Annotated in this window: 22 protein-coding genes; 14 read left to right on the top strand and 8 right to left on the bottom strand. The window is 39.4% G+C overall.

Going from position 1 to position 26968, the window contains the following annotated elements; translation table 11 throughout:
* Positions 1-53 precede the first annotated feature (53 nt).
* On the top strand, positions 54-4586 hold the full coding sequence (locus QL229_RS08380) for an EAL domain-containing protein (RefSeq protein WP_281546766.1): 4533 nt from the start codon (positions 54-56) through the stop codon (positions 4584-4586).
* Here QL229_RS08380 and QL229_RS08375 read toward each other — a convergent pair.
* From QL229_RS08375 to QL229_RS08360, 4 genes are all read right to left on the bottom strand, one after another.
* The gene (locus QL229_RS08375) at positions 4558-7347 is read right to left on the bottom strand and encodes a response regulator (RefSeq protein WP_240704574.1); all 2790 of its coding nucleotides are present in this window, start codon (positions 7345-7347) and stop codon (positions 4558-4560) included. The two genes, QL229_RS08380 and QL229_RS08375, sit on opposite strands and share 29 nt — an antisense overlap.
* Positions 7348-7409: 62 nt before the next feature.
* Entirely contained in the window at positions 7410-8303 is an 894-nt protein-coding gene (locus tag QL229_RS08370) for a cation diffusion facilitator family transporter (protein ID WP_135926923.1), read from the bottom strand.
* 205 nt (positions 8304-8508) lie between these two features.
* Positions 8509-10443 carry a methyl-accepting chemotaxis protein gene (locus tag QL229_RS08365; protein WP_138557770.1) on the bottom strand — a complete coding sequence of 645 codons (1935 nt, stop codon included), beginning with the start codon at positions 10441-10443 and terminating at the stop codon, positions 8509-8511.
* A 232-nt stretch (positions 10444-10675) separates the two neighbouring features.
* Positions 10676-11641: an AraC family transcriptional regulator gene (locus tag QL229_RS08360; protein ID WP_138557771.1), complete on the bottom strand. Its 966-nt coding sequence runs from the start codon at positions 11639-11641 to the stop codon at positions 10676-10678.
* 97 nt (positions 11642-11738) lie between these two features.
* Here QL229_RS08360 and QL229_RS08355 point away from each other — a divergent pair, with 97 nt between their 5' ends.
* The 10 genes from QL229_RS08355 (at position 11739) to QL229_RS08310 (ending at position 20524) form a co-directional block, all read left to right on the top strand.
* Complete coding sequence (locus tag QL229_RS08355) at positions 11739-12059, top strand: Mpo1-like protein (RefSeq protein WP_135926920.1); 321 nt, start codon at positions 11739-11741, stop codon at positions 12057-12059.
* Between the two features lie 9 nt (positions 12060-12068).
* On the top strand, positions 12069-12818 hold the full coding sequence (locus QL229_RS08350; protein WP_135926919.1) for a class II aldolase/adducin family protein: 750 nt from the start codon (positions 12069-12071) through the stop codon (positions 12816-12818).
* Positions 12819-12827: 9 nt separating this feature from the next.
* On the top strand, positions 12828-13721 hold the full coding sequence (locus tag QL229_RS08345; protein ID WP_138557773.1) for a bile acid:sodium symporter family protein: 894 nt from the start codon (positions 12828-12830) through the stop codon (positions 13719-13721).
* Positions 13722-13871: 150 nt separating this feature from the next.
* Positions 13872-14789 carry a GGDEF domain-containing protein gene (locus QL229_RS08340; RefSeq protein ID WP_135926917.1) on the top strand — a complete coding sequence of 306 codons (918 nt, stop codon included), beginning with the start codon at positions 13872-13874 and terminating at the stop codon, positions 14787-14789.
* Between the two features lie 353 nt (positions 14790-15142).
* The gene (locus QL229_RS08335) at positions 15143-16096 is read left to right on the top strand and encodes an SPFH domain-containing protein (RefSeq protein WP_135926916.1); all 954 of its coding nucleotides are present in this window, start codon (positions 15143-15145) and stop codon (positions 16094-16096) included.
* An 8-nt stretch (positions 16097-16104) separates the two neighbouring features.
* Positions 16105-16557 (top strand): NfeD family protein, encoded by a 453-nt coding sequence (locus QL229_RS08330; protein WP_138557774.1) that lies wholly within the window; start codon positions 16105-16107, stop codon positions 16555-16557.
* Positions 16558-16643: 86 nt separating this feature from the next.
* Positions 16644-17480 carry a patatin family protein gene (locus QL229_RS08325; protein WP_138557775.1) on the top strand — a complete coding sequence of 279 codons (837 nt, stop codon included), beginning with the start codon at positions 16644-16646 and terminating at the stop codon, positions 17478-17480.
* Positions 17481-17594: 114 nt separating this feature from the next.
* Positions 17595-19226, top strand: coding sequence for a methyl-accepting chemotaxis protein (locus QL229_RS08320; RefSeq protein ID WP_348649180.1), 1632 nt, complete (start codon positions 17595-17597; stop codon positions 19224-19226).
* A gap of 18 nt (positions 19227-19244) precedes the next feature.
* Positions 19245-20051: a transporter substrate-binding domain-containing protein gene (locus QL229_RS08315; protein WP_138557776.1), complete on the top strand. Its 807-nt coding sequence runs from the start codon at positions 19245-19247 to the stop codon at positions 20049-20051.
* A 2-nt stretch (positions 20052-20053) separates the two neighbouring features.
* Positions 20054-20524 carry a DM13 domain-containing protein gene (locus QL229_RS08310; protein WP_138557777.1) on the top strand — a complete coding sequence of 157 codons (471 nt, stop codon included), beginning with the start codon at positions 20054-20056 and terminating at the stop codon, positions 20522-20524.
* Positions 20525-20612: 88 nt separating this feature from the next.
* On the opposite strand, the gene ahpF is transcribed toward QL229_RS08310, so the two are convergent.
* The 4 genes from ahpF to QL229_RS08290 all read right to left on the bottom strand — a co-directional run bounded on the left by ahpF (position 20613) and on the right by QL229_RS08290 (position 24679).
* A complete protein-coding gene (gene ahpF, locus QL229_RS08305) occupies positions 20613-22193 on the bottom strand; it encodes an alkyl hydroperoxide reductase subunit F (RefSeq protein WP_138557778.1) in 1581 nt (526 codons plus the stop codon).
* A gap of 155 nt (positions 22194-22348) precedes the next feature.
* Positions 22349-22918, bottom strand: a complete 570-nt coding sequence (gene ahpC / locus QL229_RS08300; RefSeq protein ID WP_135926910.1) for an alkyl hydroperoxide reductase subunit C — start codon at positions 22916-22918, stop codon at positions 22349-22351.
* A gap of 208 nt (positions 22919-23126) precedes the next feature.
* On the bottom strand, positions 23127-23630 hold the full coding sequence (locus QL229_RS08295; RefSeq protein ID WP_138557779.1) for a 2,4'-dihydroxyacetophenone dioxygenase family protein: 504 nt from the start codon (positions 23628-23630) through the stop codon (positions 23127-23129).
* Between the two features lie 47 nt (positions 23631-23677).
* Positions 23678-24679 carry an NAD(P)-dependent oxidoreductase gene (locus tag QL229_RS08290; protein WP_138557780.1) on the bottom strand — a complete coding sequence of 334 codons (1002 nt, stop codon included), beginning with the start codon at positions 24677-24679 and terminating at the stop codon, positions 23678-23680.
* Between the two features lie 148 nt (positions 24680-24827).
* On the opposite strand from QL229_RS08290, the gene QL229_RS08285 reads away from it, so the two are divergent.
* The 3 genes from QL229_RS08285 to QL229_RS08275 all read left to right on the top strand — a co-directional run bounded on the left by QL229_RS08285 (position 24828) and on the right by QL229_RS08275 (position 26925).
* A complete protein-coding gene (locus QL229_RS08285; RefSeq protein ID WP_138557781.1) occupies positions 24828-25841 on the top strand; it encodes an AraC family transcriptional regulator in 1014 nt (337 codons plus the stop codon).
* A gap of 103 nt (positions 25842-25944) precedes the next feature.
* The gene (locus QL229_RS08280; protein WP_138557782.1) at positions 25945-26625 is read left to right on the top strand and encodes a hypothetical protein; all 681 of its coding nucleotides are present in this window, start codon (positions 25945-25947) and stop codon (positions 26623-26625) included.
* 9 nt (positions 26626-26634) lie between these two features.
* The gene (locus QL229_RS08275; protein WP_281546765.1) at positions 26635-26925 is read left to right on the top strand and encodes an AMP-binding protein; all 291 of its coding nucleotides are present in this window, start codon (positions 26635-26637) and stop codon (positions 26923-26925) included.
* Positions 26926-26968 lie beyond the last annotated feature (43 nt).

Below are 26968 nucleotides of genomic sequence, written 5' to 3'. Positions count from 1 at the left end.
GCTATATTTTGTTAAAAATTATGCGCAAACACTAATTTAGGGTTAATCAGTCAGTGCCTAAACGTTTTCTTTTTGTTTTCTTATTTGTCTTTTCCGCGCTCATTCCCACTGCGTTTGCACAAAACTATGCACTGCAAATCCAACGCATTTCTACCGATGAAGGCCTAACACAAGGTAGCGTAACTAAAATTGTTCAAGATGATCTGGGCTTTATATGGATTGGTACTTATCAAGGTTTAAACCGTTATGATGGCTATAAAGTAAGCTCTTTTGCTGGTGAGTATATTCTCGATCAACGCCAAATAACATTTCTAGCCAAAACACAAAACGGTAAAATATTTGTGAGTACGGAGTTTTCTGGGGCGTTTTTTATTGATCCAAAGACTCTAAAAGTCGAAAAAATATATTCAGGCAAACTCAATCCAGAAGATCCCTACTTTTCACCGATTTTAGCTATCACAGAAGATGATAATTTTTATTATTTTGCAATCTCTCAGCACGTTTACTCTTACAATAAGCAGTCGAAAAAGTTTTTACATGAGTTTTCAATCAATAAAGAAGAACATATTGTTCGTGCGCTAACAATTTACGATAGCTTTTTATACATAGGGACATCCACGGGGCTCTTTTCTAAAAACTTAGCGGATGACCATGTTTCTCATATCCCGCTCACCGAGAAGAAAAATATCACCGAAGATAATAGAAACGTCAAACTTCTTCATGTTGACCCTCAACTAGGCTTACTCGTTGGTACAGTTGAAGGAATGTATGATATTCCCTTTAACGCTAATCGTTTACTTGCATTTGAAAAGGTCAATCTCTTAATTCCTCAGTTAAATATTTGGGACTATTCTGCAAGTTCATTTGGTGAATATATTGTCACCGAAAAAGGATTGTATGAGTTCAACCGTGAATCTTTAGCTATCGACTTTATCCTAAGCTTCGACCAAAGTAAGTTTTTGATGACTGATAACACCATACCTGATGTGATGGTTGATAAAACTGGCTTGCTTTGGCTTGCTTCGCGCTCGCAAGGGGTGTTTACATGGTCAACACTAGCAAGGCGGTTTAAGCATATTGAGTTAAAAACACCTCAATATAGCTATAACAATAATGTATGGACCGTATTACAAGAAGATGATGTGTTGTGGATAGGCACTGATAATGGCCTTATAAAGTATAACCAAAACAACAAAGAGCTAACGCCCTATTTAGTAAGCAATGATGAAAAAGCTTTCCATGGTGAACATGGGATTTATGGAATAGCTAAAGCCGAACTTAATGGCAATAACCGCTTTTTATGGTTAATGAAGTACATAGGGCTTGGCCTATTTGATAAACAAACAGGCAAGCTTGTGCAACTAAAAGGTGACCCAGAAACAATCGAGGCGCTTACTAAAACGCCTAATTGGGGTTTTCATACCATGGGACCAGACCAGTTTGCATTTGTAGATGAAGAAAATTTTTACAAATACAATGGTAAGTCAGGTGAACTTAGCCCTATAAAAGGATTAAAAGAACAGCTAGAGGCAGCGAACACTTACACATTTTTAAAACCTCTATCAACTCACCCTGACGAGTACCTAATCAGTATGTCTAGTAAGCTGTTTAGGTATAATGAAAGCACGCAAAAGCTCACGCTTGTCTACGAGGCTACAAACTTTAACCCATTAGCTTTTGCGACCATCCATGATTGGGTGATTGATTATAACAATATACTTTGGCTCGCCTCTTCTGATGAAGGGTTAATAGGTATTGATGCAGATACATACGAAATAAAACACCGCATTAATCGTCAATCAGGTTTAAAAGCTAAATCAGTATTCGGTCTTCAAATTGATCGTTTCGGCTTTTTATGGATGAGTACACAAAATGGTCTATATCGTTTAGATTTGAGTTCACTTGCGCTCGATAGCTATTTTATAAGAGATGGTCTAGCTGTTAATGAGTTCAATTTCGACGCAGATACGACTTTCGATAACGGTGAGATTGCTTTTGGCTCTACCCGTGGTGTACTTATCGCAGCTCCCGAAGACTTCTTATCATCTGCTGTAGAAATAGGTAACATCACGACCGAAATAACGGATGTATCATTACTATCGCGAGAGCTCAATTATCATCCTTACAAGTATGTAAACTCACCATTGCAGATCACCTCAGAAGATATGGGCTTAGGTGTGAGTTTTTCTAATTTTGATACCATTAATAAAGATAAGACACTGTATAAGGTTACGCTGGATGGCCCAACATCGTTGCAATACGATAAATTAAAGACCAATGAAGTTTTCTTTACAAAATTACCTCCCGGTGATTACGTTTTATCGATTTCGTCTTCATCAGAAATCAGTGAGGCTATTTCAGCAACAAGGCAACTGCGCTTTAATGTCGCTCACGCCCCTTGGACATCCCCCATAGCAAAGACCTCATATGGCGTAATTATTTTCACAATATTACTGATCATCTTTTGGCAATATCGAGCTCGCCAACAAGCGATCAGTCGTGCTCATGTTGAGGTTTTAAAATCACAACAACAAACAGAGCTTGCCTTAAGCAGTAACAAAAGTGGCGTATGGGAGATCAATCTAGACAATGACATACTCTACACCAACCGTTTTTCGGCTGAACTTGGCTATAATGAGTTCAAAGACCGCATAGCGATTAAAGACTTTATTGCCTTAATTCACCCACACGATCGCAATTATGTTATCAATAAATGGCAGTTGTTCTTAAAAGAAGCCAACAAACAACAGTGGAATATTACCTATCGTTTAAAACATAATAATGGCGATTGGCTTTGGTATGAAGATGTTGGCCGGGTAGTAGAAACGAATGAGACAGGCGGCCCCTTAAAGGTTGCGGGCTTTTACACTAATATCACCGAACAAAGAGCTAATGCCCAGCAAGCAAGTGTACTTGGAGAAGCCTTTAGTCAAATTAATGATTGGCTGCTTATTTTAGATAATACACTCATGCCTTTTTCTGCAAACGCCAGTTTTAGCGAAACATTCGCAACACCAGCAAATATTGCTGACTTAACAACGAGAGACTTTATCAACGCGATAGGTCGAACTAAATACTTTGAATATGTAAGTATTTTAAAAACACTCAAACCCAAGCAAAACTGGAAAACAGAAGCCTTTATTCGCACCTTAAAAAATGCTTCGCATCCAGTGCATATTAGTGTCACAGCGGTTGCTAAAGACAGTCAAACGATTAACTATTACGTCATCGTGATTTCTGACTTAACGGAACAAAAACGCGCTGAGGATGAGTTAAGATATTTAGCAAATTACGACTCTTTGACTGGGCTACCAAACCGTACCTTAATGTATGCAAAAATCAATAGCAGCATTAATCGCGCTAAAAAGCACAATAAGTTAGCCGCTTTGTTATTCATTGATTTAGATAAATTTAAACCTGTAAATGACTCATTTGGTCATGCTGTCGGCGACCAACTGTTATGTAATGTAACACAACGAGTTAAACAGATACTGCCACAAAGTGCGCTCGTTGGCCGTCAAAGTGGTGACGAATTTTTAGTGCTTGTTAAAGATTTACAATCTCCTCAAGCATTGAGTGAGCTAGTTAAAAAGCTCACCAAAGAGCTTGCCAATAAAGTAATCATTGATGATTTTTCTATCAATATATCAGCAAGTATCGGCGTAGCACTTTACCCATTCGATGCAAAAACAGCAGATGATCTCATTCGAAATTCAGATATTGCTATGATGCATGCCAAACAATCTGGCAGAAATAACTTTAAATACTTTACTGAGCAAATGAATAACCAGTTAACTAAAAAGTTATTGCTAGAAAATGCGTTAAAAGACGCATTCAAAGACGATATTTTATTCAACAATTATCAACCTATTGTCAATGCAAACACGAAAACCATTAATGGTGCAGAACTTCTAATGCGCTGGAAGACCGTACAAGGCTATGTGTCTCCTGCAGAGTTCATTCCTATTGCAGAAGAAATTGGTTTGATTGATTTAATGACCGAGCAAGCACTTGACCGAGCACTGACAGAGCTAAAACCTATACTGCGTGCCAACCCAAAATTTTACTTGTCTTTGAACTTGTCGCCCACCCATATTCTAAAGTCAAACTTAACTGAACGTTTGCTAATGATCCTCAACAATCATCTAGTTAAACCTATTCAGCTGCGTCTTGAAATCACAGAAAACACGCTACTCGAAGACAAAGACAAAGCATCAAAACAACTGCAAAAACTCAAAAATGCAGGCTTTAAGTTGTTACTTGATGACTTCGGAACTGGTTACTCGTCACTAACCTATTTAAACCAATTCCCGATAGATGTCATAAAAATTGACCAAAGTTTCGTACGTAACATTGGTTCTGATAACAGTAATGAATCAATCATTAAGACCATTCACGCCTTATCCGTGAACCTAGGCTTGTATTGTATCGCCGAAGGTGTTGAAACACTTGAGCAGATTAACTTTTTACGCAATATGGGTTGTGATGATTTACAAGGCTATTACTTTGCAAAGCCAATGGAAGCTGAAGATCTAATCAAAGAAAGTACCATTCAAGCTATTGTAGATCGTTTAAACGAGTTGTAAGCCACTTATTTAAACACTGATAAAGCTCATCTTTGTTTATTGGTTTAGATATAAAGTCATCCATTCCCGCGACCAAGCAACGCTTTTGATCTTCTTCAAACGCATTTGCAGTGATAGCAATAATGACTGCATCACCATAACGTTCAGGGTTTTGTTTTATTTTTTGAGTACATTGGTAACCATCCATATTTGGCATCTGACAATCCATTAGAATGATATCTACATCAGACTTTTCTAAGTGCGCAAGCGCTTCAATACCATCATTAGCTTGATGCAATGAACACGAGGTATCTAACATCATTTTTTTAAGGACAATTTGATTTATAGGATTATCTTCAACAATTAAAACTTGGATCCCTTTTAAATCAGGTTTTTGTACATTTTGGCTTTGCATTACTTTTGCGTCACTTTGCACAATAGGCACTTTAATTGTAAATTCACTACCTTGGCCTTGTTGACTTTCCAGTGATAACGTACCGCTCATCAACTCCACAATACGCTGGCTGATTGTTAAGCCTAAACCCGTTCCACCGTATTTACGGGTAGTTGAAATATCTGCTTGGGTAAATTCATTAAATAGTTTAGCTTGCTGCTCAGCTGAAATACCAATACCGGTATCACGCACTCGAATAACTAAATACGGCTCTTCAATAGTACAGTTTAATGAAATTTCACCAGTTTCTGTAAACTTACCCGCATTACTCAAAATATTATTAACGACTTGGCTAAACCTTAATGGATCTAAACTAATATAATTTGGAATGTCGTCTGCAATAGACAAGCTGAACTTTACTGTCGGCTTAACACTTGTATTGCTAAACACCTTGGCGAGTTGACTAAGCAAAGCTTTGATTTCAACAGCCCGATACTCTAATTTAAGCGCCCCAGCTTCAATTTTTGAAAAGTCTAAAATGTCATTTAAAATCAGCAGTAAATTATTAGCACTTTGATGTATCATCGCCAACTCTTCACGCTCAGTCTCAGGTAAGGTTTGGTTATCTAACAACAGTTGCGTCATCCCTAAAATGCCGTTGAGTGGGGTACGTATTTCATGACTCATATTTGCTAAAAACTGTGACTTAGTTCTATTAGCCTGATTGGCAAGCCTTACCGCTTCAACAAGCTCATTCGTTTTATCATTTACTTGCTGCTCGAGTTTGGCGTTAAAGTCTTGTAATTTATTATTAAGCTGTTCATTTTCGTGATTAGCGTGATGTAAGCGACTAAAGCTCAAGGCAAGCTTATTTGCCAAACTCGAAAACTGAGCCTGCAATCGACTTACTTCTAACCATGTTTCGGGTAAGTGAGCTTTGGTAATTGCATTTTCAGGATCAAACTTATCTATTTGCTCTGCCAACTTTAATATTGGCGTAGTAAGCCAGCGGCTAAGTTGAGTGATGAAAATACTGGTCAGTAAGATAATAAAAATAATCATCACAATAGATTGCCCCCATGCACTGACCGCAACGTCATTTGCATAACGACGATTAAGCATGGTTACAACCAACCAATTATGCTCACTTGAACGCGCCTCACGAGCATAAAATTGTTGCTCATTTTCAATATTAAACATTTTAAAGCGTGTATCATCGGAAAAGGTTGTTAGTTCATCAGTTGTCAGTTGCTGTAGCTCAGTAAAATCATCTAAAGTGCTATAAACAACCTTGTTTGATGCATCAAGTATTAATAACTCACCTTCGTGCGTAAACAAACTTGGTCGCAAGCCAGCAAAATAATCAAACATCAGTGAACCTTCTACAACACCAGAAAACATCCCATCGGTGTATATTGGCGCAGATACAGCCACTATAGGTAAAGAGCCAAATCCCCGGCCTTTAAAGATTGTTGATATGTAGCCGTTGTGATTGTTAGGGGCGTTAATGAAATAGTCTCTATCTGCAACATTGGCGCGAATATTAGATTGCTGTAGGCTGACAGCTAATGACTTAGGATAAAAATGTGTAACATCAGCAAGCGCATCAACGATGATTTGTGTCCTAAAACCAGGGTATAAATGCGCCATGTTTTCGAGGGCAATTTGCTTAGGAACACCACTAGCAATACTTTTTGCAGTTAGAACAACCCCCTTCTTGTGATGATCAAGATGCGCATCAATATTACGTGTGATCTCCTTAGCTTTTTCTTTTAATTGGGCATTTATCTCATACTCAATCCGTGCATAGTGATTGTTGGTTAATACTATTGAGGTCAAAATAACAACTAACACAACGAGTAGGGTAACAACGTAATTTAAAATTTTATAAAGAGACGAGTAATGTTTATGCCAAGAGTAACGGCTGAAAAAGAAACTTAATAAGTCGATAACCGAAAGATAAATCGCGGCATTTAAGCAATATTTAGCCAACGCAATTGCGATAGTTAGAATAGGAAGAGCTAAGAAGAAGTGCCCAAAGGCCCACAATGCAGGTAACCCTAAAGCAAACCAAAACATCATCCCTCTGAGAAAAACCGGCTTTGCTTTAGATAAACAAACTATCTGCAGATAAATTAATTCGAGTGCAAAAACAATGGACGGCCATGCATGACCCCATCGATAAAAGATAAATCCAGTGCTCAAAATAAAGGTGATAACTGCAAATCGCCAGCCTAAAAGCAATAAGCTTAAGATAACGAAAAGCTGACCGAGTAAAAATTCAGAGCTATCTAGAAACCAAATAGGCAGTAAATTAACAACACCTGCGATGCATCCTAAAAGCACCGCAGTCATAAAGTTAAAATATACTGGTTTATTTTTAAGCAAAGGCGCTATTCCACTAATATGTTCTACCTTTAACTTAAAAGAAAAATTAACATTTTACCAATTTAATTAACATGGTGACATTCATGACTTTCTACCTGCAAAACACTTTTTTCGATATTAAAGCGCACACGTAGGAGCGTCTCAATTTTTAAGCGACACGCCTCATCATGCTTTTCAACAGTACAATGGCGCTTTAAGACCACGTGCGCACCAACCACGATGTCTTTGTCATGGCGTACCACTGTAACATTATGAACATTTTGTACATGCTCAACTGAGGCAATACTTTGCTCTATCTCTGATACATCTGGAAGTTTACTTTTGTTTTCCATAAGTCCTTTGATACAGCGGGTAATTACTTTTACTCCCGTGAACAAAACAAAGGAAGCGATCAACATACTTGAGATGATATCGATTTCAGGCCAGCCAGTTAAATGAATTAAAATACCTGCAAAGAAAGTAGAAACTGTAGAGATTAAGTCAAAAAATGAGTGCAAAAATACCGCATACACATTAATACTGGCTTTACGTCCTTTGTACAGAACCCATGCAGCAGCACCATGAAATAAGAAGCCAATCGCTGAAATCACAGACATTAAATAGCTATTAATCTGTAAATCATGTCCATCAGAATGGTGTAAAAACCGCTCTCCCCCTTCAAATAAGATGATCACACTAATGCTCAGATACAAAATGCCATTGATTAGGCCCCCTGTCAGTTCAGCACGCTGGTAACCATCGTTATAATTTTTTGCAAAATGAATCGCCATGCTTGAAGCGATCAAAGCAATAAATAAAGAGCTGTTATGAACAAATAAATGCCCAGCATCGGCAAGTACAGCAAGCGAGTTTGAAAAGTAGGCACCGATGATTTGAATAACCATAAACGAGCATGTTATTGCTAAGGCAATTAACAAGCGGCGTCTAGATGCTTGGTGCGTAGTAATATCTGTCATGAAGAAGTGAAAAACCTATTCGCTGTATAAAGAAATGATATAAAGTAGCAATTGTAATACGAGAAGCACTTAAACGCACTAAAAACTTAGGTACTTAGCCCTTTTTGAAAGTTATTTGCGCAATTCATAAGTTAAAAAGAGTTCAACCTACAGAAGAGAGTAAAGCGTTAACAACGAAATGGTTAACACTTATGACAATGACAAATCACACCTTAAATTGGCTCACTAAATCTTTAAGGTGCTGTGCACGCGATAATAAGCTTTGCGTACCACGTTGTTGTTGCTCTGCGTTATCATGAATTTGTGTTGCACTGTCTGAAATATCATGTGCCGACTGATTGATATGTTCAACGACTGTGCCCTGCTCCTCAGTCGCAGCAGCAACTTGATGATTACCTTGACTAATAACTTCAAACTTTTGCTGAATAGATTGCAACGCAGACACTGCAATATGTGTCAGCTCAGTCACCTTTTGACTACTTTGAGTACCTTCAGCTATCGCTTCTTGTGATTGCAATGAAGAACTTTGTAAACGTGATACCTGCTCTCTTATTTCTGATGTCGACTTTTGAGTACGTTGTGCAAGTGAACGCACCTCATCTGCAACAACAGCAAAACCACGCCCCTGTTCACCTGCTCTGGCGGCTTCTATAGCAGCATTGAGCGCCAACAGATTAGTTTGTTCCGAAATAGCATTGATCACTTCAACAACTGAGTTAATTTCTGCAGCCTGATTGGCAAATTCGCCGATACTCTTATCAACCGTGAGCAGAATGTCGTTAAGTTCATTCATAGTTTGAGCGGTCGCAGCCATGCTTTGATTCGTTGCAACGGTTTCTTTTACGGCCTCTTCGGTGTCGTTAGCAGTACGATGGGCGATATCAGATACTTCATTGATCGTTTGTCCCATTTCTGTGATAGCTGTCGCAACTTGATCGGTCTGGGCTCGTTGGTCATCAGTTGCGGTAAATGTCTTGTTTGCAAAACTTGCTAGCTCATCAATGCCTTCACGCATGGCTTGCTCTGTAACACTGATTTCATCAACGAGCTCAGCGACTTTGCCTATAATTGCATTAAATCCCTTAGCAAGATGACCCAATTCGTTATCAACGCTATCGTCCAAACGCTTTGTTAAGTCACCACCGTGGCCGGCCATACCGAGCAGTTCGTCTCCCACACCGCGTATTTTCTTACTTAACCAATTCGCAAAATACAGAGTCAGTACCAAAAAGATAACAGCAAGCACAACGCTAACAACAATAGATATCCAAACAACCTTATTAATCGCACTGGAAATCTCTTGCTTTGGCTGTATCGCAACTAAGGTCAAACCTGTCCCCTCAATTGGCATAACCCCAGCGTAAACATCTTCACCACTCAGTTCTACTTGCGATAATATAAAACCATCATGTTGGTTTTTCATTAGCTGCTGCAATGTGCTCAATGAACTTACATCTGAAACTGGTTTGCCAATGTAGGCATCATTTGCATGGGCAATAATGCGCTTACTATCGTCAATTAAAAATAAGTAACCTTGCTCGCCTATTTTGCGCGACGTGACAATACTAGAAATATCTGAAATATCATATCCAAGCCCAGCAACACCAAGACGTTGCCCTGCTATTTCAACCAAAGTATTTACATATAGAGTCAGGTGTCCACCTTGTTCACTGACATCTAATGCGAGCGCTTGGCGTTTATCTGAGCGGATGAAATCAAAAAACCAACTGTCTCTTGGCTCACTTTGTGAGATTGATTTAAAAAAGCCATCTTGTGTGTAATAACTCATCGAGTTTTTACTCACCCAAAACACCGATGATGCACCACTCTTTTTTTGTAAATCAGCAAAGTAAGCCATTACGCGTTGATGGATAGGCGAGTTTTTCTCACCTTCGGTCATCCACGTATGCAGAATTTGGTTTCCTGCCAATGATTTTGAAACAGAGATGGGGTAACGCATCTGTGCATCAATTTCAGCAGCAACTTTACCCACAGCATCAGGCAGAAGCTGTTGTTCAGTTTGTTGATAATAAAGCCCTGAAAATTGGCTGGTGTTGATTAAAGCACTAACCACAGTGACAACAAATAGTGCAATTAATACAAAACTAATAAAAATAGTCCGCAGCGATAGATTTCGCATGTGGCAAACCTCATACTTTAATGGTGGATTTTTAGGTTAGAGGCCATCCTTGCGTCTTATTTGCAATTTTAGATAACAAGTCAATGTTAAGCAATTGCAATTTAAGCTTTTATTATTGTTTTAAGTTAAATGACTATCAAACTCAAGCACACCATTAACAGATTCCACGCTGCTTCTCTCCTACTCTAAAAGTCTCACTAAATTAACGCTGATTGTCGTAAATACTTTGACTCTAAGGTTCGGTGATTATTGTTATTTTTTGTTTATATGCTTTAGGTGACATGCCGTACCAGCGATTAAATGCATGATGAAATGCACTAACCTCTGAATAGCCACACAAAAAAGCAATTTCTGTTAGTGATAAGTCTGTTTCGCTTATAAGCGAAGTACTTTTTTGTTGTCGAAGTTTGGTTAATTCTTGACTAAAAGTCGTGCCTTCTTTTGCAAGGCGCCTTTGCAGCGTTTTCTCGCTCACATTTAGTGCGTGCGCCATTACACTGCAACTAACTTGTCCTTGGGTTAAATGCTCTTCCAGTAAAATGCGCAAAATATCTGTGACATTGGTTTGTGTTGTGATTTTAATTTGACCTGACACAACTGACTGGCTTTCTACTAATTCACTAAAAAATAAGCTATGGGTTTTAGCGCCATATTCAATTGGGCAGTTAAAATGTTCATTAATTTCGGCATTAGGCTCTTTACGTTGTAAATAAACTCGACTTGGACACCAGTCCTTTCCCTTTACTGTTCGCGCTATTTTTAAACAAAATGCCATTGGCGCTTCATAGCTAAGTAAGGACATATCGCGTTCACCATCGTTAAAGTTAAATCGCAACTCATACTCGTTACCATGATCAATTAACGACACATTATGGGTATCTCCCATCAGTTTTTGATAGCGTAAAATCAGTCGAAATGCACTCAGCAAATGTGTTGCTTGAATGATGGCCATACCAACGACAGGAATAGCACGCACATTCATATTACTGCCTACATACAACCCCAAATGCGTATCGGGCAATAAAGCCTGTGCTTGTTTCCATAGTGTACTGACATTAGCCTGTGGATACCGTGCTGTTTGACTGCTCAAATCGGCTAACGGAATATTAGCTTGTGCAAATAACTCATTAATCGGCAAACCTTGCCACTTAAATGACTCAGCCATAGCCCTAAGCCACCAGCTTGATAGGGTGCGCATACATGTCCCACAAAAACAATTTAATGACCCATATTATCAAGTAAAATAATAAATAAAAGCCTATTGTTTACCTGTAATTAACAAAGGAGACAACAATATGGGCACTGTAGCAAGTAAACGCGAGTTCGCGAGCTTTAAAGAGTTTTACCCCTACTACTTACAAGAACACAAAAATAAAGTCTGTCGTCGCTTACATTTCTTTGGCAGTTGGTTAGTTTTGGCAATTTTGTTTGCCGCTATTTATCAACAGCAATATAGCTGGCTAATTTTATGCCCACTTGTGGGTTATGGCTTTGCTTGGGTGGGGCATTTCTTTTTTGAGAAAAATCGCCCAGCGACCTTTACGCACCCATTTTATAGCTTCATAGGCGATTGGGTGATGTTTAAAGACATTATTATTCGTAAAGTGCCATTTTAGGAAGCTATCATGACCATAAAAAACACAGTATCAGAGCAAGAATGGCAAGCCCGTGTTGAGCTTGCTGCCGCATATCGATTGGTTGCATTGTATGGCTGGGATGATTTGATTTTTACCCATATTTCTATGCGTGTACCAGACACTGAAAACGAATTTTTGATCAATCCTTACGGCATGATGTTTCACGAAATCACTGCATCTAGTCTTATCAAGGTAGACCAACAATGTAATAAGCTGCACGACAGTGAATACCCGGTCAATCCTGCGGGATTTAATATTCACAGCTGCATTCATATGGCGCGCAATGATGCCCATTGCGTTATTCATACTCATTCACTAAATGGCACAGCTGTGTCGGCTAATAAAGATGGTTTACTGCCAATTTCACAACAGGCTGTTGTGGTGCATTCAGGGTTAAGTTATCACGACTATGAAGGCATTGCGCTAAATCCCGCTGAGCAAGACCGATTAGTTAATGATTTAGGTAGTAACAACTTTTTAATGCTGCGCAATCATGGCCTATTAACAGTAGGTAAAACTGTTGCTGATGCATTTTTATTTATGTACGTATTTGAAGCTGCGTGTGCTGTGCAAACCCGTACGTCACAAAACACCGAGCAACTCGTGCAAGTGCCAAGCGCTATCATTGATGGGATTAAAGGACAAACAGAAATAGCAACTAAAGGGCTAGGTGGTGCAATCGCATGGCCTGCGTTATTGCGTTTATTGGACAATAAGAGCCCCGGATATGATCAATAAGGATTTCCTATGCAAGTAGATATCATGACTAAAGTAGTGCTGCCTTTAGCATTATTTATCATCATGTTTGGCATGGGCTTAGGGCTTAAAAAGAAAGACTTTGGGGCTTTATTTATCAGCCCCAAAGCGCTCAGTATCGGTCTAAGCTGCCAACTGTTATTACTGCCTTGTGTGGCGTTTCTACTAGCTGTAAGTTTTAACTTACCAGCAGAGCTGGCGATAGGCTTGATTTTAGTAGCCTGTTGTCCAGGAGGAGTGACCTCTAATTTATACACATACTTATTTAAGGGTGATGTTGCCCTTTCAATTAGTTTAACAACAATAGCAACCTTTATATCGCCATTTACGCTGCCAATAATTATGCATTTTGCAATGGAAATGTTGAGTGTTCCAGGACACGAATTCCAGTTACCTATCGTAAAAACAATTGTGCAAATGTTAGTCATCACCCTACTACCAGTCAGTTTGGGAATGCTGTTTAATCATTATCGCTCACACATAAGTAAAAAACTTGAGCCTCTTACTCGCAGTTTTTCTAGTATTTTTTTAATCATTATTGTCATTGCAATAATTCATAAAAATTCAGAGCAAATGATTGGCTTCTTCGCCAGTAGCGGTATCGCAACATTCACACTAAACGTGAGTACCTTATTACTTGGACTCTTAATTGCTAAAATGTCGGGGTTATCAAACAAACAACAAATGAGTATTGCCGTAGAGGTTGGCTTGCAAAATGGCACACTGGCGATTTTAATTGCCAGCACTTTAATGAATAACCCTACAATTGCTATTCCAGGGGCAACTTACAGCTTATTTATGTTCGTAACGGGGTATGCTTTTTGTGCTCTATTCAAGTTACAAAATAACAGACAAGCGCTACAACTTATTAAAGACAAGCCATAACAATCGCACCTATTTCCGACCAAAAAAAACAACCTTAAAACTAAAGCATGCCAAGGACTTACTTGGCGCTTTTTACATTTGTAATCGTTCTTGTACATCGGCTTTTTTTGGGTCAATATCTCTGTATGGCTGTTTTTATAGGGACATAGTGTGGCCAAATATAACGATACTCAATTACCAATTCATACCGCCGAGTTAAAGCTAGCGCTCGACAACTTACCTGCGTATGTGTACATCAAAGATGATTACTCACGATATGTTTATGCAAACAAATTAACGTTAAACCTATTAGCATGTAATGAATCAGAGCTGCTTTTTAAAACCGATATGGATCTATTTCCGCAAAGTACTGCAGAAAAACTATTAAACATCGATGCGCGTGTTCTTAGTGGAGAGCGCACTCGTGAAGAAATTGAACTTACTTTATCAAAAGGAGAGAAAAGTATTTTCTGGGAGGTAAAATCCCCCATCTTTTCCGATTCGGATCCTAATAAAGTCATTGGCATATTGGGAATTTCAACCGATATAACCGAACGAAAAGAACTTGAACAACAACTCCTATACGATGCCTCCACAGACCCATTAACCGATTTATTAAACCGACGTTATTTCTTCCTTCGCCTTGCTCTCGCGCTACAATTGAGTAAAAGCAAGCAAACTTACGGCGCTGTTATCTTTATCGACCTCAATAAGTTTAAAAAGCTAAATGATATGTATGGCCATAATGTTGGCGACGACTACTTAATAGAAATTTCAAAGCGAATGAAAACCACTATGCGTGATAACGACTGTATAGCGCGTCTAGGAGGAGATGAATTTGTTATTCTTTTAGAAGGACTTGGACGTGAAGAGCAACATGCAAAAGATAATGCGCGTAGAGTTGCCCATAAGATCCAATCAGCAATAGAGGTCGAATTTAGACACCCTCATGTTACGTATTACGGTTCGGCTAGTGTTGGGGTTACCATGTTTTATGGTAATACCAAAAGTGCTGAAGAAGTCGTTGCTCAAGCTGATCAAAGCATGTATCTAATAAAACACTCTCTTAACAAACGGATTGATTGCTAGCCTATTAGCAAAAAGAGCTTAGCTAGAGATGTGTAATGAATAGCATAAACCATAAACACCACCTCATTAATGCAATAAGGTGGTGTTACTCGCTAATTTTTATCTAGTTATAGGCCCAGATGACAGAGTTTTTCATAGTGCCATGTTTTGCTTTTACCCGTTTGTGACACCAGGCCAACAGCAGCATTTTGATGTAATGAAAAAACGTTCATTTACCAAAGCTTTACATACTTCTTTTTAAAAAATGGGATCTATTAACTGTATTTTTTATATTGCAAAATGATGGCAGCACTTATCCTGTAGTGATAATCTCAATATTTGGTAAAAACATTAACCGTATCTAAGGAAAGTACATGGATCCAGTATCACAAATTCTCGACTTACTTTTGAATGTCGAAACCTTTATTCTTATTTTTGTATTAGTGCTACTAAAAAGCAGCGTTAAATTCGTGCCACAAAACCGCGCTTGGCTTATAGAGCGATTTGGTAAATATCATTCAACCAAAGAAGCGGGCTTAAACTTTATTGTGCCATTTATCGACCGTATTGCAGCAGACCGAAGTTTAAAAGAGCAAGCACAAGATGTGCCTTCTCAGTCAGCTATCACTAAAGATAATATCTCACTTATCGTCGATGGCGTACTGTATTTCCGAGTACTTGATCCTTATAAAGCAACCTATGGTGTTGATGATTATGTATTTGCCGTTACTCAGCTATCGCAAACAACCATGCGTTCAGAGCTTGGTAAAATGGAGCTAGATAAAACCTTTGAAGAACGTGACATGTTAAACACCAACATAGTTAGTGCTATTAATCAGGCTTCTGAGCCTTGGGGTATTCAAGTTTTACGTTACGAGATTAAAGACATTGTGCCGCCTAATTCTGTAATGGAGGCCATGGAAGCACAAATGAAAGCAGAGCGAGTAAAGCGTGCACAAATTTTAGAATCTGAAGGCGACCGTCAGTCAGCTATCAATGTGGCAGAAGGTAAAAAGCAAGCACAAGTCCTTGCTGCAGAGGCTGAAAAAGCAGAGCAAATCTTACGCGCTGAAGGTGAAGCAAAAGCAATTATCGCCGTTGCAGAAGCACAAGCCGATGCACTTCGTAAAGTCGGTGAAGCCGCTGACACTGAACAAGGTCAAAAAGCAATTCAACTCGACCTTGCGACTAAAGCCATTGCCGCTAAAGAAGCGATAGCTCGTGAATCATCAGTAGTTTTATTACCTGAGAGTGGCACTGATGCAAGCTCGCTGGTTGCTCAAGGTATGTCTATTATTAATTCTTTAAATAAGAAACAACAAAATTAGGTGAAGCGATGGCGTTTTTAGATACCCATTTAGCCGAAGCATTAATGATTTTAGGTGTTATCGCGCTAATCGTTGAGGTTGCCGTACTGGGTATGAGCACCTACGTATTATTGTTTTTAGGCTTATCTTTATTTGCCAGTGGCTTACTTATGAATATAGAGCTACTTGCAAGTACTTACACCACGGCACTTTGGAGTAATATTGTGTTTACTCTTGGTTTTGCGGTCGTGCTGTGGCGTCCCCTAAAACGCATGCAAGATAAAACAGAGACTCAGCCTGTTCACAGTGACTTTGCTGAACTGACCTTTGTTGTAAATGCAGATGTTGATGACCAAGGTTTAACCACACACCAATATTCGGGCATTCAGTGGCAACTAAAAAGCCACTCCCCCATTGCGGCTGGGAGCACTGTAAAAGTCACCGACAAACAAGTCGGTGTACTTTGGGTTGAAGCTATTTAACTCGCTTAGAGTCAAAACTCTATTTAATTTTGTAACCGTGTTTGTTATGGTTAGTAGCAATCACGGTTATAAGCAAGGTAGCAGTAATGGATAATAACAAGGCACTCGTTGTAGAAGGCGGCGCTATGCGCGGTATTTTCGCCACAGGTGTGCTTGATACGTTTATTAAAGAAAGCTACCAACCTTTCAAACAATGCTATGGTGTTTCAGCAGGAGCCACCAACATCGCAGCTTATTTATGCGCTCAATATAAACGTAACCATGCGGTGATCACAGATTACTCGTGTCGACCTGAGTTCATTAATTATGTTCGCTTTTTAAAAGGCGGTCACCTGTTTGATTTAGACTGGCTATGGCAAGAAACCATTCGAGATATTCGCCTTGATTTAGACACCTTCGAAAAACAAGCGAGTGAGTTTTATATCGTTGCAACTAATATTAAAACAGGTAATGCTGAGTATTTAAAAGCAACTGCTGAACTTATTGAAGAGCAATTGAAAGCCTCATGTGCACTACCAATTGCATACCGCCAATACCCACAGATAAACAGTATGCAATTAACAGATGGTGGTGTAGCCGATTCTATCCCTATTCGTAAAGCTTACGAAATGGGTAATAAGGAAATTACAGTTATTTTGTCTCAGCCGATTGGCTATCGAAAAAAACCATCGAAAGCACCTTGGCTTGTTAAACGACTTTACAAAGAAACACCCGCGCTTGCTAAGGCATCCATCTTACGAGCAGAAAACTATAATCAAAGCATTGACTTTGTTATGAATCCACCGAGTGACTGTAAAGTTAACATCATCGCTCCTCCTCCTGATTTTGCTGTAGGTCGAACAACAAAGTCTTACGCTAAGTTATCAGCAGGATATGAAATGGGTATTGCGGCAGGAAAACAGTTTTTAAGGAATTTAGCTTGATAGCGAGTCGCGTATAGAAACGAATTTTTGCAATACACACCCCAAATTATTGCAAAAACTTGCTTAAATAATATTCTCTATTAGTTTTAATACTAAGTCCTTACAAACATTCTAATGCTCATGTTAAACAACTATACCGTTCGTACGCGATTAGCCATTTTGGCTTTGTTACCGGTCTGCGTTTTTGTGATTACGTCAATATTTACGATGTCCATTATGTCGAGCATGGTAAAAGGCATCGACAGTCTTTACGACGATAGAGTCATCCCGCTTGAACAAATAAAAACAGTATCGGACAATTATGCCGTTAGCATTGTCGATTTGTTTCATAAATACCGGGCTGAGCAAATTTCAAAAAATGATTTTCTTGCTGCGGTTGAAAACGCAAAGGGTGTTGCCGACAACAAATGGAAAAGCTATTTAGGCACCAAGCTCACCAATGAAGAGCAACGCTTAGTAAATATCGTTGAAAAGAATCTCACTGTGGTAGAAAGCGAACTCAGCAAACTTTTAAATCAAGTTAAAAACAATGAATTAAAAGCAATTCCTAATGAGGTGTTTGTAAAAAGCCTTTACGATGTGTTCGACCCACTCAGCGAAAGCTATCAAGGGTTGATAAACCTTCAAATCAATGAAGCTAATAAGTTTAAACTTGCATCTGAAAAAGATTTTAAACAAGTCACTATAGCCATGAGCGCATCCATCAGTATTTTAATAATCATCTTATTATTTATTGCATTTGTCATTTATCGCTCTATTCATAACCCTCTGTTATCATTAAGTAAAACTATTGGTTCTATCTCTAAAAGTGCTGACCTACGGCTCAGAGCAGAAACTTATGGCAACGATGAAATAGCTCAAGCAGCCACTCATTTCAACGCGATGATGAAGCGAATACACGACCTAGTAAATGATGTAACTAATGCAACATTGACCTTATCTTCAGCAGCAGAGCAAATGAACTCAATTAGTGATCAAGTAGCAAGCACTGCCACTGAGCAAGAGCATCAATCAGCAATGATTGCCACCGCAATTACGCAAATGAGTAGCGCGATTGAGCAAGTGGCCGCAAATGCGCTTTCAACCTCAGAAAAAGCCACCCACACAGATAAAACAGCTAAACTTGGCCAGCAATCAGTACAAGAAAACATTGATGCAATAAACCGCTTATCGCAAATAGTTAATGCAAATACACAACTTATCAATGAGTTAAATACACAAACAACTGATATAAACCAAGTCGTGATGATGATCCAAGGAGTCGCAGAACAAACTAATTTATTAGCTCTTAACGCTGCGATTGAAGCAGCTCGTGCGGGAGAATCAGGTCGTGGTTTTGCAGTAGTGGCTGATGAAGTCAGACAGCTTGCACATAACACCCAAAAAGCGACCGCTAATATCAATGAAATGATTACTAAACTACAAGCAATGGCACAGCAAGCAGTCACCGCCATGGGTAATGCAGATGACAGTGCCAAACAAAGTGTTGAGTACGCTGAGCGCTCTTCACAATTACTCACTGAAATCACTCAAGAAATGGCACTTATTGCCGATATGAACAACCAAGTATCCACCGCAACAGATGAGCAAACGACTGTTGCAAACGAGCTAAGTTGTAATATTAATGAGTTTAGTAGCAGCATTTCACTGGTTAGCGAAAGTTCACAACAAAATGCACAAGCCAGCCAAGAATTGGCTTCTTTGGCTTCGCGTTTACAACAGCAGGTGCATGTTTTCAAAGTATAAATGCAGAGACTCAAATAAATGAATAGAACAATATTTATTTTATTGATGGTATTCGCGCTATTCATTAAGCAGAGCTTTGGTCAAGAGCAAATTGTTATTCAACTTGCAAAACCGAGCTATACCGACGCGGTAAAAAATCAATACATCCACGATATTCTCATTAAAAGCTTCGCCGCAATGGGCGTAGACGCTGTATTAATGTACAACGCCAAGCCAATGAATGATAAACGTATTATTGAACAACTTAGTCATAATAAAACAATTACCTTAGCTTGGCTGTCTTTCCCTTATAAGCAACCCTCTTCATTAGTTAACACCACAATTCCTTTATACAAGGGTTTGCACGGTAAGCGTTTGCTTATTATTCGTGCTGATGACCAAGCAAAGTTCAGTGCAATAAAAAGCCTTGATCAATTAAAACCATTAATTGCATTACAGCAGCAAAGTTGGTCTGATTATACGGTGCTAAGAGACAATGACTTAACCGTTAATGGCGAGCTTGATTATCCTGGCATGATCAAAGCTCTAGAGACAGGTTTTGCCGATTACTTTCCACGCTCAGTACTGGCTATTGGCACTGAACTCAATAGACTCAAACAGTTCAATTTTATCATTGCACCAGACATTATGCTGCGATATCCCAGCGACTATTACTTTTACTTAAGCAAAGAGAATCAACACATTAGGGATTTGCTAGAACAAGGTATGCAAAAGCTAAAGCAATCAGGTGAACTTGAGCGGCTCTATTTGCAATATTTTGGTGATGTTGAAAAACAATACTCTTTAAATCAACGCCACACCATAACGCTAAAGAACAAGGAGTAAGCATGCTAAAAGCAGTGCTAATTATCATCATGGCATTGGCTATTTTTGCCATGGGTTTTATGGCTGGGGTTTACAGTTTGCCTATTTTAACGGAGCAACCAGCGCCCGATGTTGCTATTTTGAAGCAGCATCAAGATAGAGCTCAGTTTAGTGCTGCGTTTAAGCCAGATCTTAAAGGCTCAGATCGCCTTCATTATGGTGATGGGATGGTCTATCTAACAAATGATGCTATTTCTATGCAAGGTACTTTATCACCTGGACCTGACTATCAACTTTACTTATCGCGCAATTTTGTTGATAACGAAGCTGATTTTTTAGCACAAAAAGGAACCATGCAACGTGTTGCAGGAGTACGTTCATTCAATGGCTTTAAATTAGTTGTGCCACAAGGTATTGATGTCAGCGATTACAATACAGTGGTTATTTGGTGTGAAAGTTTTGAGGAATTTATTACTGCAGCACAGTATCAATAGCTGGATTAATAAAAACAAAGCCGCCTTTGGAGAGGGCGGCTTTAAAGCGGCAGCTATGGGTGTGAGCTGCCTAATCAAGAGTCGCTAATTAAGCTGCATCTTCAGTGCTTTGTACCTCTTCGCTGTGGCGAATTAAGTAATCAAATGCGCCTAAACTGGCCGTTGCACCACTGCCCATTGCAATAATGATTTGCTTGAACGGCGTTGTTGTTGCATCACCTGCCGCGTAAACACCCGGTAATGATGTTGCACCTTTGCTATCAATTTCGATTTCACCAAAGCGAGTTAGTGATAACCCAGAATCTTTTAACCATTCAGTGTTTGGCACCAAGCCGATTTGCACAAAGATACCTGCAAGCTCAAGTGATTTTTCATCGCCAGAGATACGATCAATATAGTTTAAGCCTGTTACTCGCTTACCATCACCAACAACTTCTGTCGTTTGCGCGTTTTTGATAATCGTAATGTTGTTTAAGCTATTTGCTTTACGAATAAGGACTTCATCAGCGCGTAAGGTATCAGCAAACTCAAGCACGGTAACATGCTCAACAATGTTAGCAAGGTCGATTGCAGCTTCAATACCTGAGTTACCGCCGCCGATAACCGCTACCGCTTTGCCTTTAAATAACGGACCATCACAGTGAGGACAGTAAGCAACGCCATGACCGCGATACTCTTTCTCACCCGGTACGTTCATTTCGCGCCAGCGGGCACCGGTTGCTAATACCACTGACTTCGCATTTAAAACCGCACCATTTTCTAGCGTGATTTGGTAATTACCTTGCTTAGTAAGTGATGCCGCACGTTGGTTTTGCATCACATCAACGTCGTATTCTTTTACATGCTCTTCAAGTTGAGCAACTAATTTAGGACCTTCGGTCGCTTTAACTGATATAAAGTTTTCAATTGCTAACGTGTCTGAAACCTGACCACCAAAACGCTCTGCAACCACGCCTGTATTTAAGCCTTTACGTGCTGAATAAATTGCCGCAGAAGCCCCTGCCGGACCACCACCAACAACAAGTACGTCAAATAACTCTTTGTCGTTTAGTGCTTCGGCTTGGCGTGCAGCCGCTTTGGTATCTACTTTATTCAAGATATCAGTCAGATTAACTGCACCTTGACTAAACAGCTCGCCATTTAAATACACCGCTGGCACCGCTAGGATATTGCGCTCATTCACTTCGTCTTGGAACAAAGCACCATCAATCATAGTGGCCGTAATGTTTTTATTGTGTGCTGCCATTAAGTTAAGTGCTTGCACTACTTGCGGGCAGGTTTGACAACTTAATGAAATATACACTTCAAAGTTAAGCGGCCCAGGTAATGATTTAATTTGTTCAATTTCACTCTGTGATGCCTTACTTGGATGACCACCTGTGTGAAGAAGTGCAAGGATCAAGCTGGTGAATTCGTGGCCCATAGGCACACCCGCAAATGTGATTTGCGTGTTGTTAATAGGTGAAGATACCACCATAGACGGACGTCGTACGTCTTGGTTATGGTTATCTCGCACCGAGAATTTGTCGCTTAACGATGCTAAATCGTTTGCTAAATTTTTAAGTTCTGTTGATTTATTGCTGTCATCCAAGGCGATAAGCAGCTCAACAGGGCTGGTAATAGAAGCAAAGTGGCTTGTTAATTGGTTTTTGATATTCGTATCTAACATGGCTTAGCCCTTGAGTTCAGAATAAATAATCTAGAAAAATTTTGGGTATAACTGCCCACCACCCGCTAATGTGCTTAATGTGAGTTGTGATGGGCAATTAAGGTTGCATTGGGACAGCAAAGCAAAGCTTTGCTATCGTTTAATGCCGTGGCAAATTAGATTTTGCCAACTAGGTCTAATGAAGGAGCAAGTGTCTCTTCACCTGGCTGCCATGATGCAGGACATACTTCACCGTCGTGGTTAGCAATGTACTGTGCAGCTTGTACTTTACGTACTAACTCTTTCGCGCTACGGCCGATACCTAGGTCGTGAGTTTCGATTACTTTGATTTCGCCTTCAGGGTTCATTACGAATGTACCGCGAAGTGCAAGACCTTCATCTTCGATCATCACACCGAAGTTACGTGTAATACGACCTGTAGGGTCACCAATCATTGGGAATTTGATTTTACCAATTGTCTCAGACGTATCGTGCCATGCTTTGTGAGTGAAGTGCGTGTCGGTTGATACTGAGTAAACTTCAACACCCATTTCTTGTAGTTGCTCGTAGTAGTCTGCAACATCACCAAGCTCTGTCGGACATACAAAAGTAAAATCTGCTGGGTAGAAGAAGAAGATTGACCACTTACCTAGCACGTCTTTTTCTGTTAGTTCTACAAAGTCACCATTGTGGTAAGCTGTTGCATTGAATGGTTGTAGTTTTGTGTTAATTAATGAAGTGCTCATAGTATTCCTCATTGATGTATTTAAAAAGTTTAATTAACGCAGCCTTGCGTCTGCTTGATTAATACAATAGAGGTGTGAGCGATTAAAATAAAATTGATTGTTTAGATTAAATTGATTTGTTTTTTAGATTGAACTACAAATAACCCGTAATAAATATAAAGCCCTCAATAGCTTACTGCAATTAAGGGCTTTGCTTCAGGGAATAAAATTATTTACTAAAGCCGTATAAGCTCTTAGGTTTAATGTAGTTAGGCTCAATTCCTTGCTCTTTTGCAGCTGCTAACATCACTTGCTCAATCCAACCTGCATCCATAATGTTCATATAGTTGCCATCAGGGTCAAAGTTGATGTTAGATCCCATAACCACCATAAAGGTATCTGTCACTTCAGTGTTGTCTTCAGGTACTTGAAATTGATGAATCGAACCGCCTGGCTCAAATAAATAGCTGCCCGCTACTTGTAAATCGTCTGGATATTCAGTGTAGTGCCAACTTCCCGCTAACGTATATAAGTGCACAACACCAGTATGAAAATGTTTTGGTAAAACCGTACCTGGTTCAAATAAAACACGCAAAACCCATACTCCATTTTCAGAATCCAGCATCAGTGGGTAGATATGCACGCCCGGTAAGGCGTTTTTGATTAGCTTTTCATCATTGGTATGAATTGTCAGTAAGAAATCTTGATGGTTAATAATATCTGGTAATGCCATGTGTGTGCCCTCTTTTCATTTGCTTTCAATAAGTTAACTAGTTGTCTTTAATTTGCTTCTACGGTATTAGTGCGTGGCTCTTCTTTACAAAGCCCTTGCTCATACGCCCACTGCAACGCATGTTGCATACCTTGCTGTAAGGTAAATTCAGGTTGATAGCCAAAAACACGGTGCGCTTTTTCACTACTATATGCCGCACTTTTTCGGCTTAGCATGCGCATAGTTGATGGATTGATATCGGTGGTTTTACCAAAAAGGTGATAACACCACTCTATAAAGCCCGTTAGTTTTAGCACTAAGGACAAGTTCACAACTGTGACGTGCTTTTTCCCTTGTGCTTGCGCTAAATAATTAAAATAAGTTTGATTAGTTACTTGCTCTGGGCCCGATAGATTAAAAATCTCACCATTTGCCCCCTCGCTCATGGCACTTTGATAAATGCCTCTCACTAAATCATCAATATAAACAGGGCCGAACATGCCCTGTGGTACCATAAACGTGCCTTTAGCGATTTCTTGCAATGGGTAAGCTATCCAAGGCTTTGAACCTGGGCCATAAACATCGCCAGGACGAATTATTGTTACATTGAGTTTTTTACTTGCGTGATAGCTTAGCGCTAAATGTTCACTCATCATTTTTGAGTCGTTATAGGCTCGCCCATCAGGTAACAAAGGCGCGTCTTCTTTAATATCTGTTTGCCAATTACTGCCATAAATGGCAGTCGACGAAATATGAATAAAACGCCTTACTGTGTTTGCTGCGACCGCTGCATCAAGTAAGTTTTTCGTCCAGCCTACATTCGCCTGCCATGTTTGCTTGTAACTAAACGCATTTGAAACAATTGCCGCAGTATGAATAACCAAATCACAGTCATTCAATAATGAACGCCAGCCAGCAGGCTCATTCAAGTTACCTGCAACAATATTGAATTCTTTACAGGGCGTTAAATCAACGCCGCATACATCGACTCCATTCGCTTTAAAGTAGCGCGCCAGCGTGCGGCCAATAAAGCCATTACCACCACTTATAAAAACTTTTGAGTAGTTCATTGTGTGTTCCTCTAAGCACGTTACAGCCTCAATTGCATTTAGCAGGCCATTTGGTTAATACATTGTTAAACTTTAATGACCTGTATTACTTTACTTTTTACGCAAAATTTTTTACTTTTTACGCCAACGCACTAAAAAAGAGCAAACTATGCCTCGCAAAACACACACACCTGACCTAATTAGAGCATCTGCTTTACATGGCTATGTCGAACTGATTGAAAGTAAATTAGTAAACCCAGATGCACTATTAGAGCGCGTAGGCTTAGATAGAAAACAGCTCATTGAGCCCAATAATTTTGTGCAATATCAGCAGCTCATTGAGTTACTAGAAATCACAGCGAAAGAATTAAACCTGCCCTATTTCGGCCTAGAGCTAGGTCGTTGGCAAAGTCTCAACATCTTAGGTTCGGTTGGTTATTTGATGGGTAACTGCGAGACTCTTGAAATGGCGTTAAAAAACCTAACCAAGTACTATCATATTCATCAAAATAGTGCTGATCTGTTGCTCGAAAGTGGCCAAGACTTTGTAAAACTGTCTTTTTTAGTGCGCAGTAGTTTAAAAGTCGGTGTATATCACGGAGCAGACCTAGCTCTGAGTGTTGGGGTTAATCTTTTAAAACAATTAACCGATGACCAAATAAAACTTTACCGCTTAGAACTGCCTCACAGCTGTGATGCAAACACCAGTGTATACCGCCAAGCCCTTGGTCAAATACCAGTATTTAACTGTGCTCATACCGCATTAGTGTTTGAGAAAAAATACCTAAAGTTGGCCATTAAGAACTCAGATAAGCAGTTGTTTTCTATTCTTAGTCAACAACTTGGACACCCGAATGAGTCTAAACGCGAAAATATTTGTGAACATGTTGAAGTGCTTATAAAACAATATCTACTTCATGAACAATTTGGTGTTAATTTAATCGCTGAAAAGTTGTCAATGAGTGCGCGAAGTCTACAGCGACATTTAGCCCAGTATGACACAACATTTCGCGAACTCGTTGATGAGGTTCGTTGCAATTTAGCTCACCAATATTTAACTGAATCAAGCCTAAGCTTATCAAACATTTCAGATATCTTAAGCTTTTCTAATTACAGCGAATTTACCCGAGCATTCAAACGCTGGTATGGCATGCCACCAAAAGACTATCGTAAGTCACATTGATTATAATGGCGCAAAAAGCTAAAAACAGGTCGTATAAAGTTAATTAATTGGTTAACAATTTATATATATTGACTAGCTAGTTTCGCTAATCAGTGGTCGTGTAATGTTAAGAAGAGTGTTTATTACCGGTAGTAATAGTGGTATTGGGTTCGAATTAGCAAAGCAATATATTCGTCGTGGTGATGATGTTGCGTTATTCGACAAGCAATTTAGCGATATAACAAAGCAAACCTTGTGTAGCCTTGCACACAGCAATCAATATATAGAATTTTTTGCCACCCATATCTGCGATATTGAAGGGTTACAAATCCAAGTAAATAATGCAATTGCCGCTATTGGTAAACCTGAATTGGCAATTTATTGTGACCGTTCGGATGAAATAACCAACTGTGATCACGCTCTTGCACTACGAAACATTGCCACAGTTATAAGCCCAGAACTGGCAATGAATAGCCACCTTGCATTAATGATTCCTGTTACAAATAAAGCTCAAGTTTCACCAGAACCAAGTGTATTGATACTTGCAAAGGAACTACGCCAAACGTTTAAGCCAAACAAAATTAAACTCAGCTTGATGTGTTTCAACAAAGCACATAACGCCTCAGAAAATGCTGCAGACACAGCTAAGCAAATAGTAAAAAGCTTAGATAAACAAAAACGAATGGTGATCCTTGGCTTACAATCTAAACTAACTTATGTCATGAGCCATTATTTACCTAATTGGGTTATGGACTCTGTAATGGATCGCCTCATCAAACAACAACTAATAAGAACAACACGCTAAGGAACAACCATGAACACACATGATAACCTCACGCAATTGATAGACCAAACATGTCAAACCTATGCAGAACTCCCAGCCTATAATAGTGCGGGTAAAACACTTACTTATTCACAAATCGAACAGCAATCTCGTTACTTAGCTCAGTGGTTTCAACAGCAAAGTAACCTTAAGGTTGGCGACCGAATCGCGATCCAATTGCCTAATATAGTTGACTACCCTGTCGTTACTTATGCTGCATTTCGTGCCGGATTAATCGTTGTTAATACCATATATGGACTATCTCCGATTGCAAGACAGTAATTGATAGAATTTCAAAGTTCATTGCTGCCATATATTCGGCTTT

This window comes from Pseudoalteromonas sp. PAR1 (assembly GCF_947311895.1).
In the GTDB taxonomy this organism is placed as follows: domain Bacteria; phylum Pseudomonadota; class Gammaproteobacteria; order Enterobacterales; family Alteromonadaceae; genus Pseudoalteromonas; species Pseudoalteromonas lipolytica_C.
This window is presented reverse-complemented; position numbering and strand designations above follow the sequence as displayed.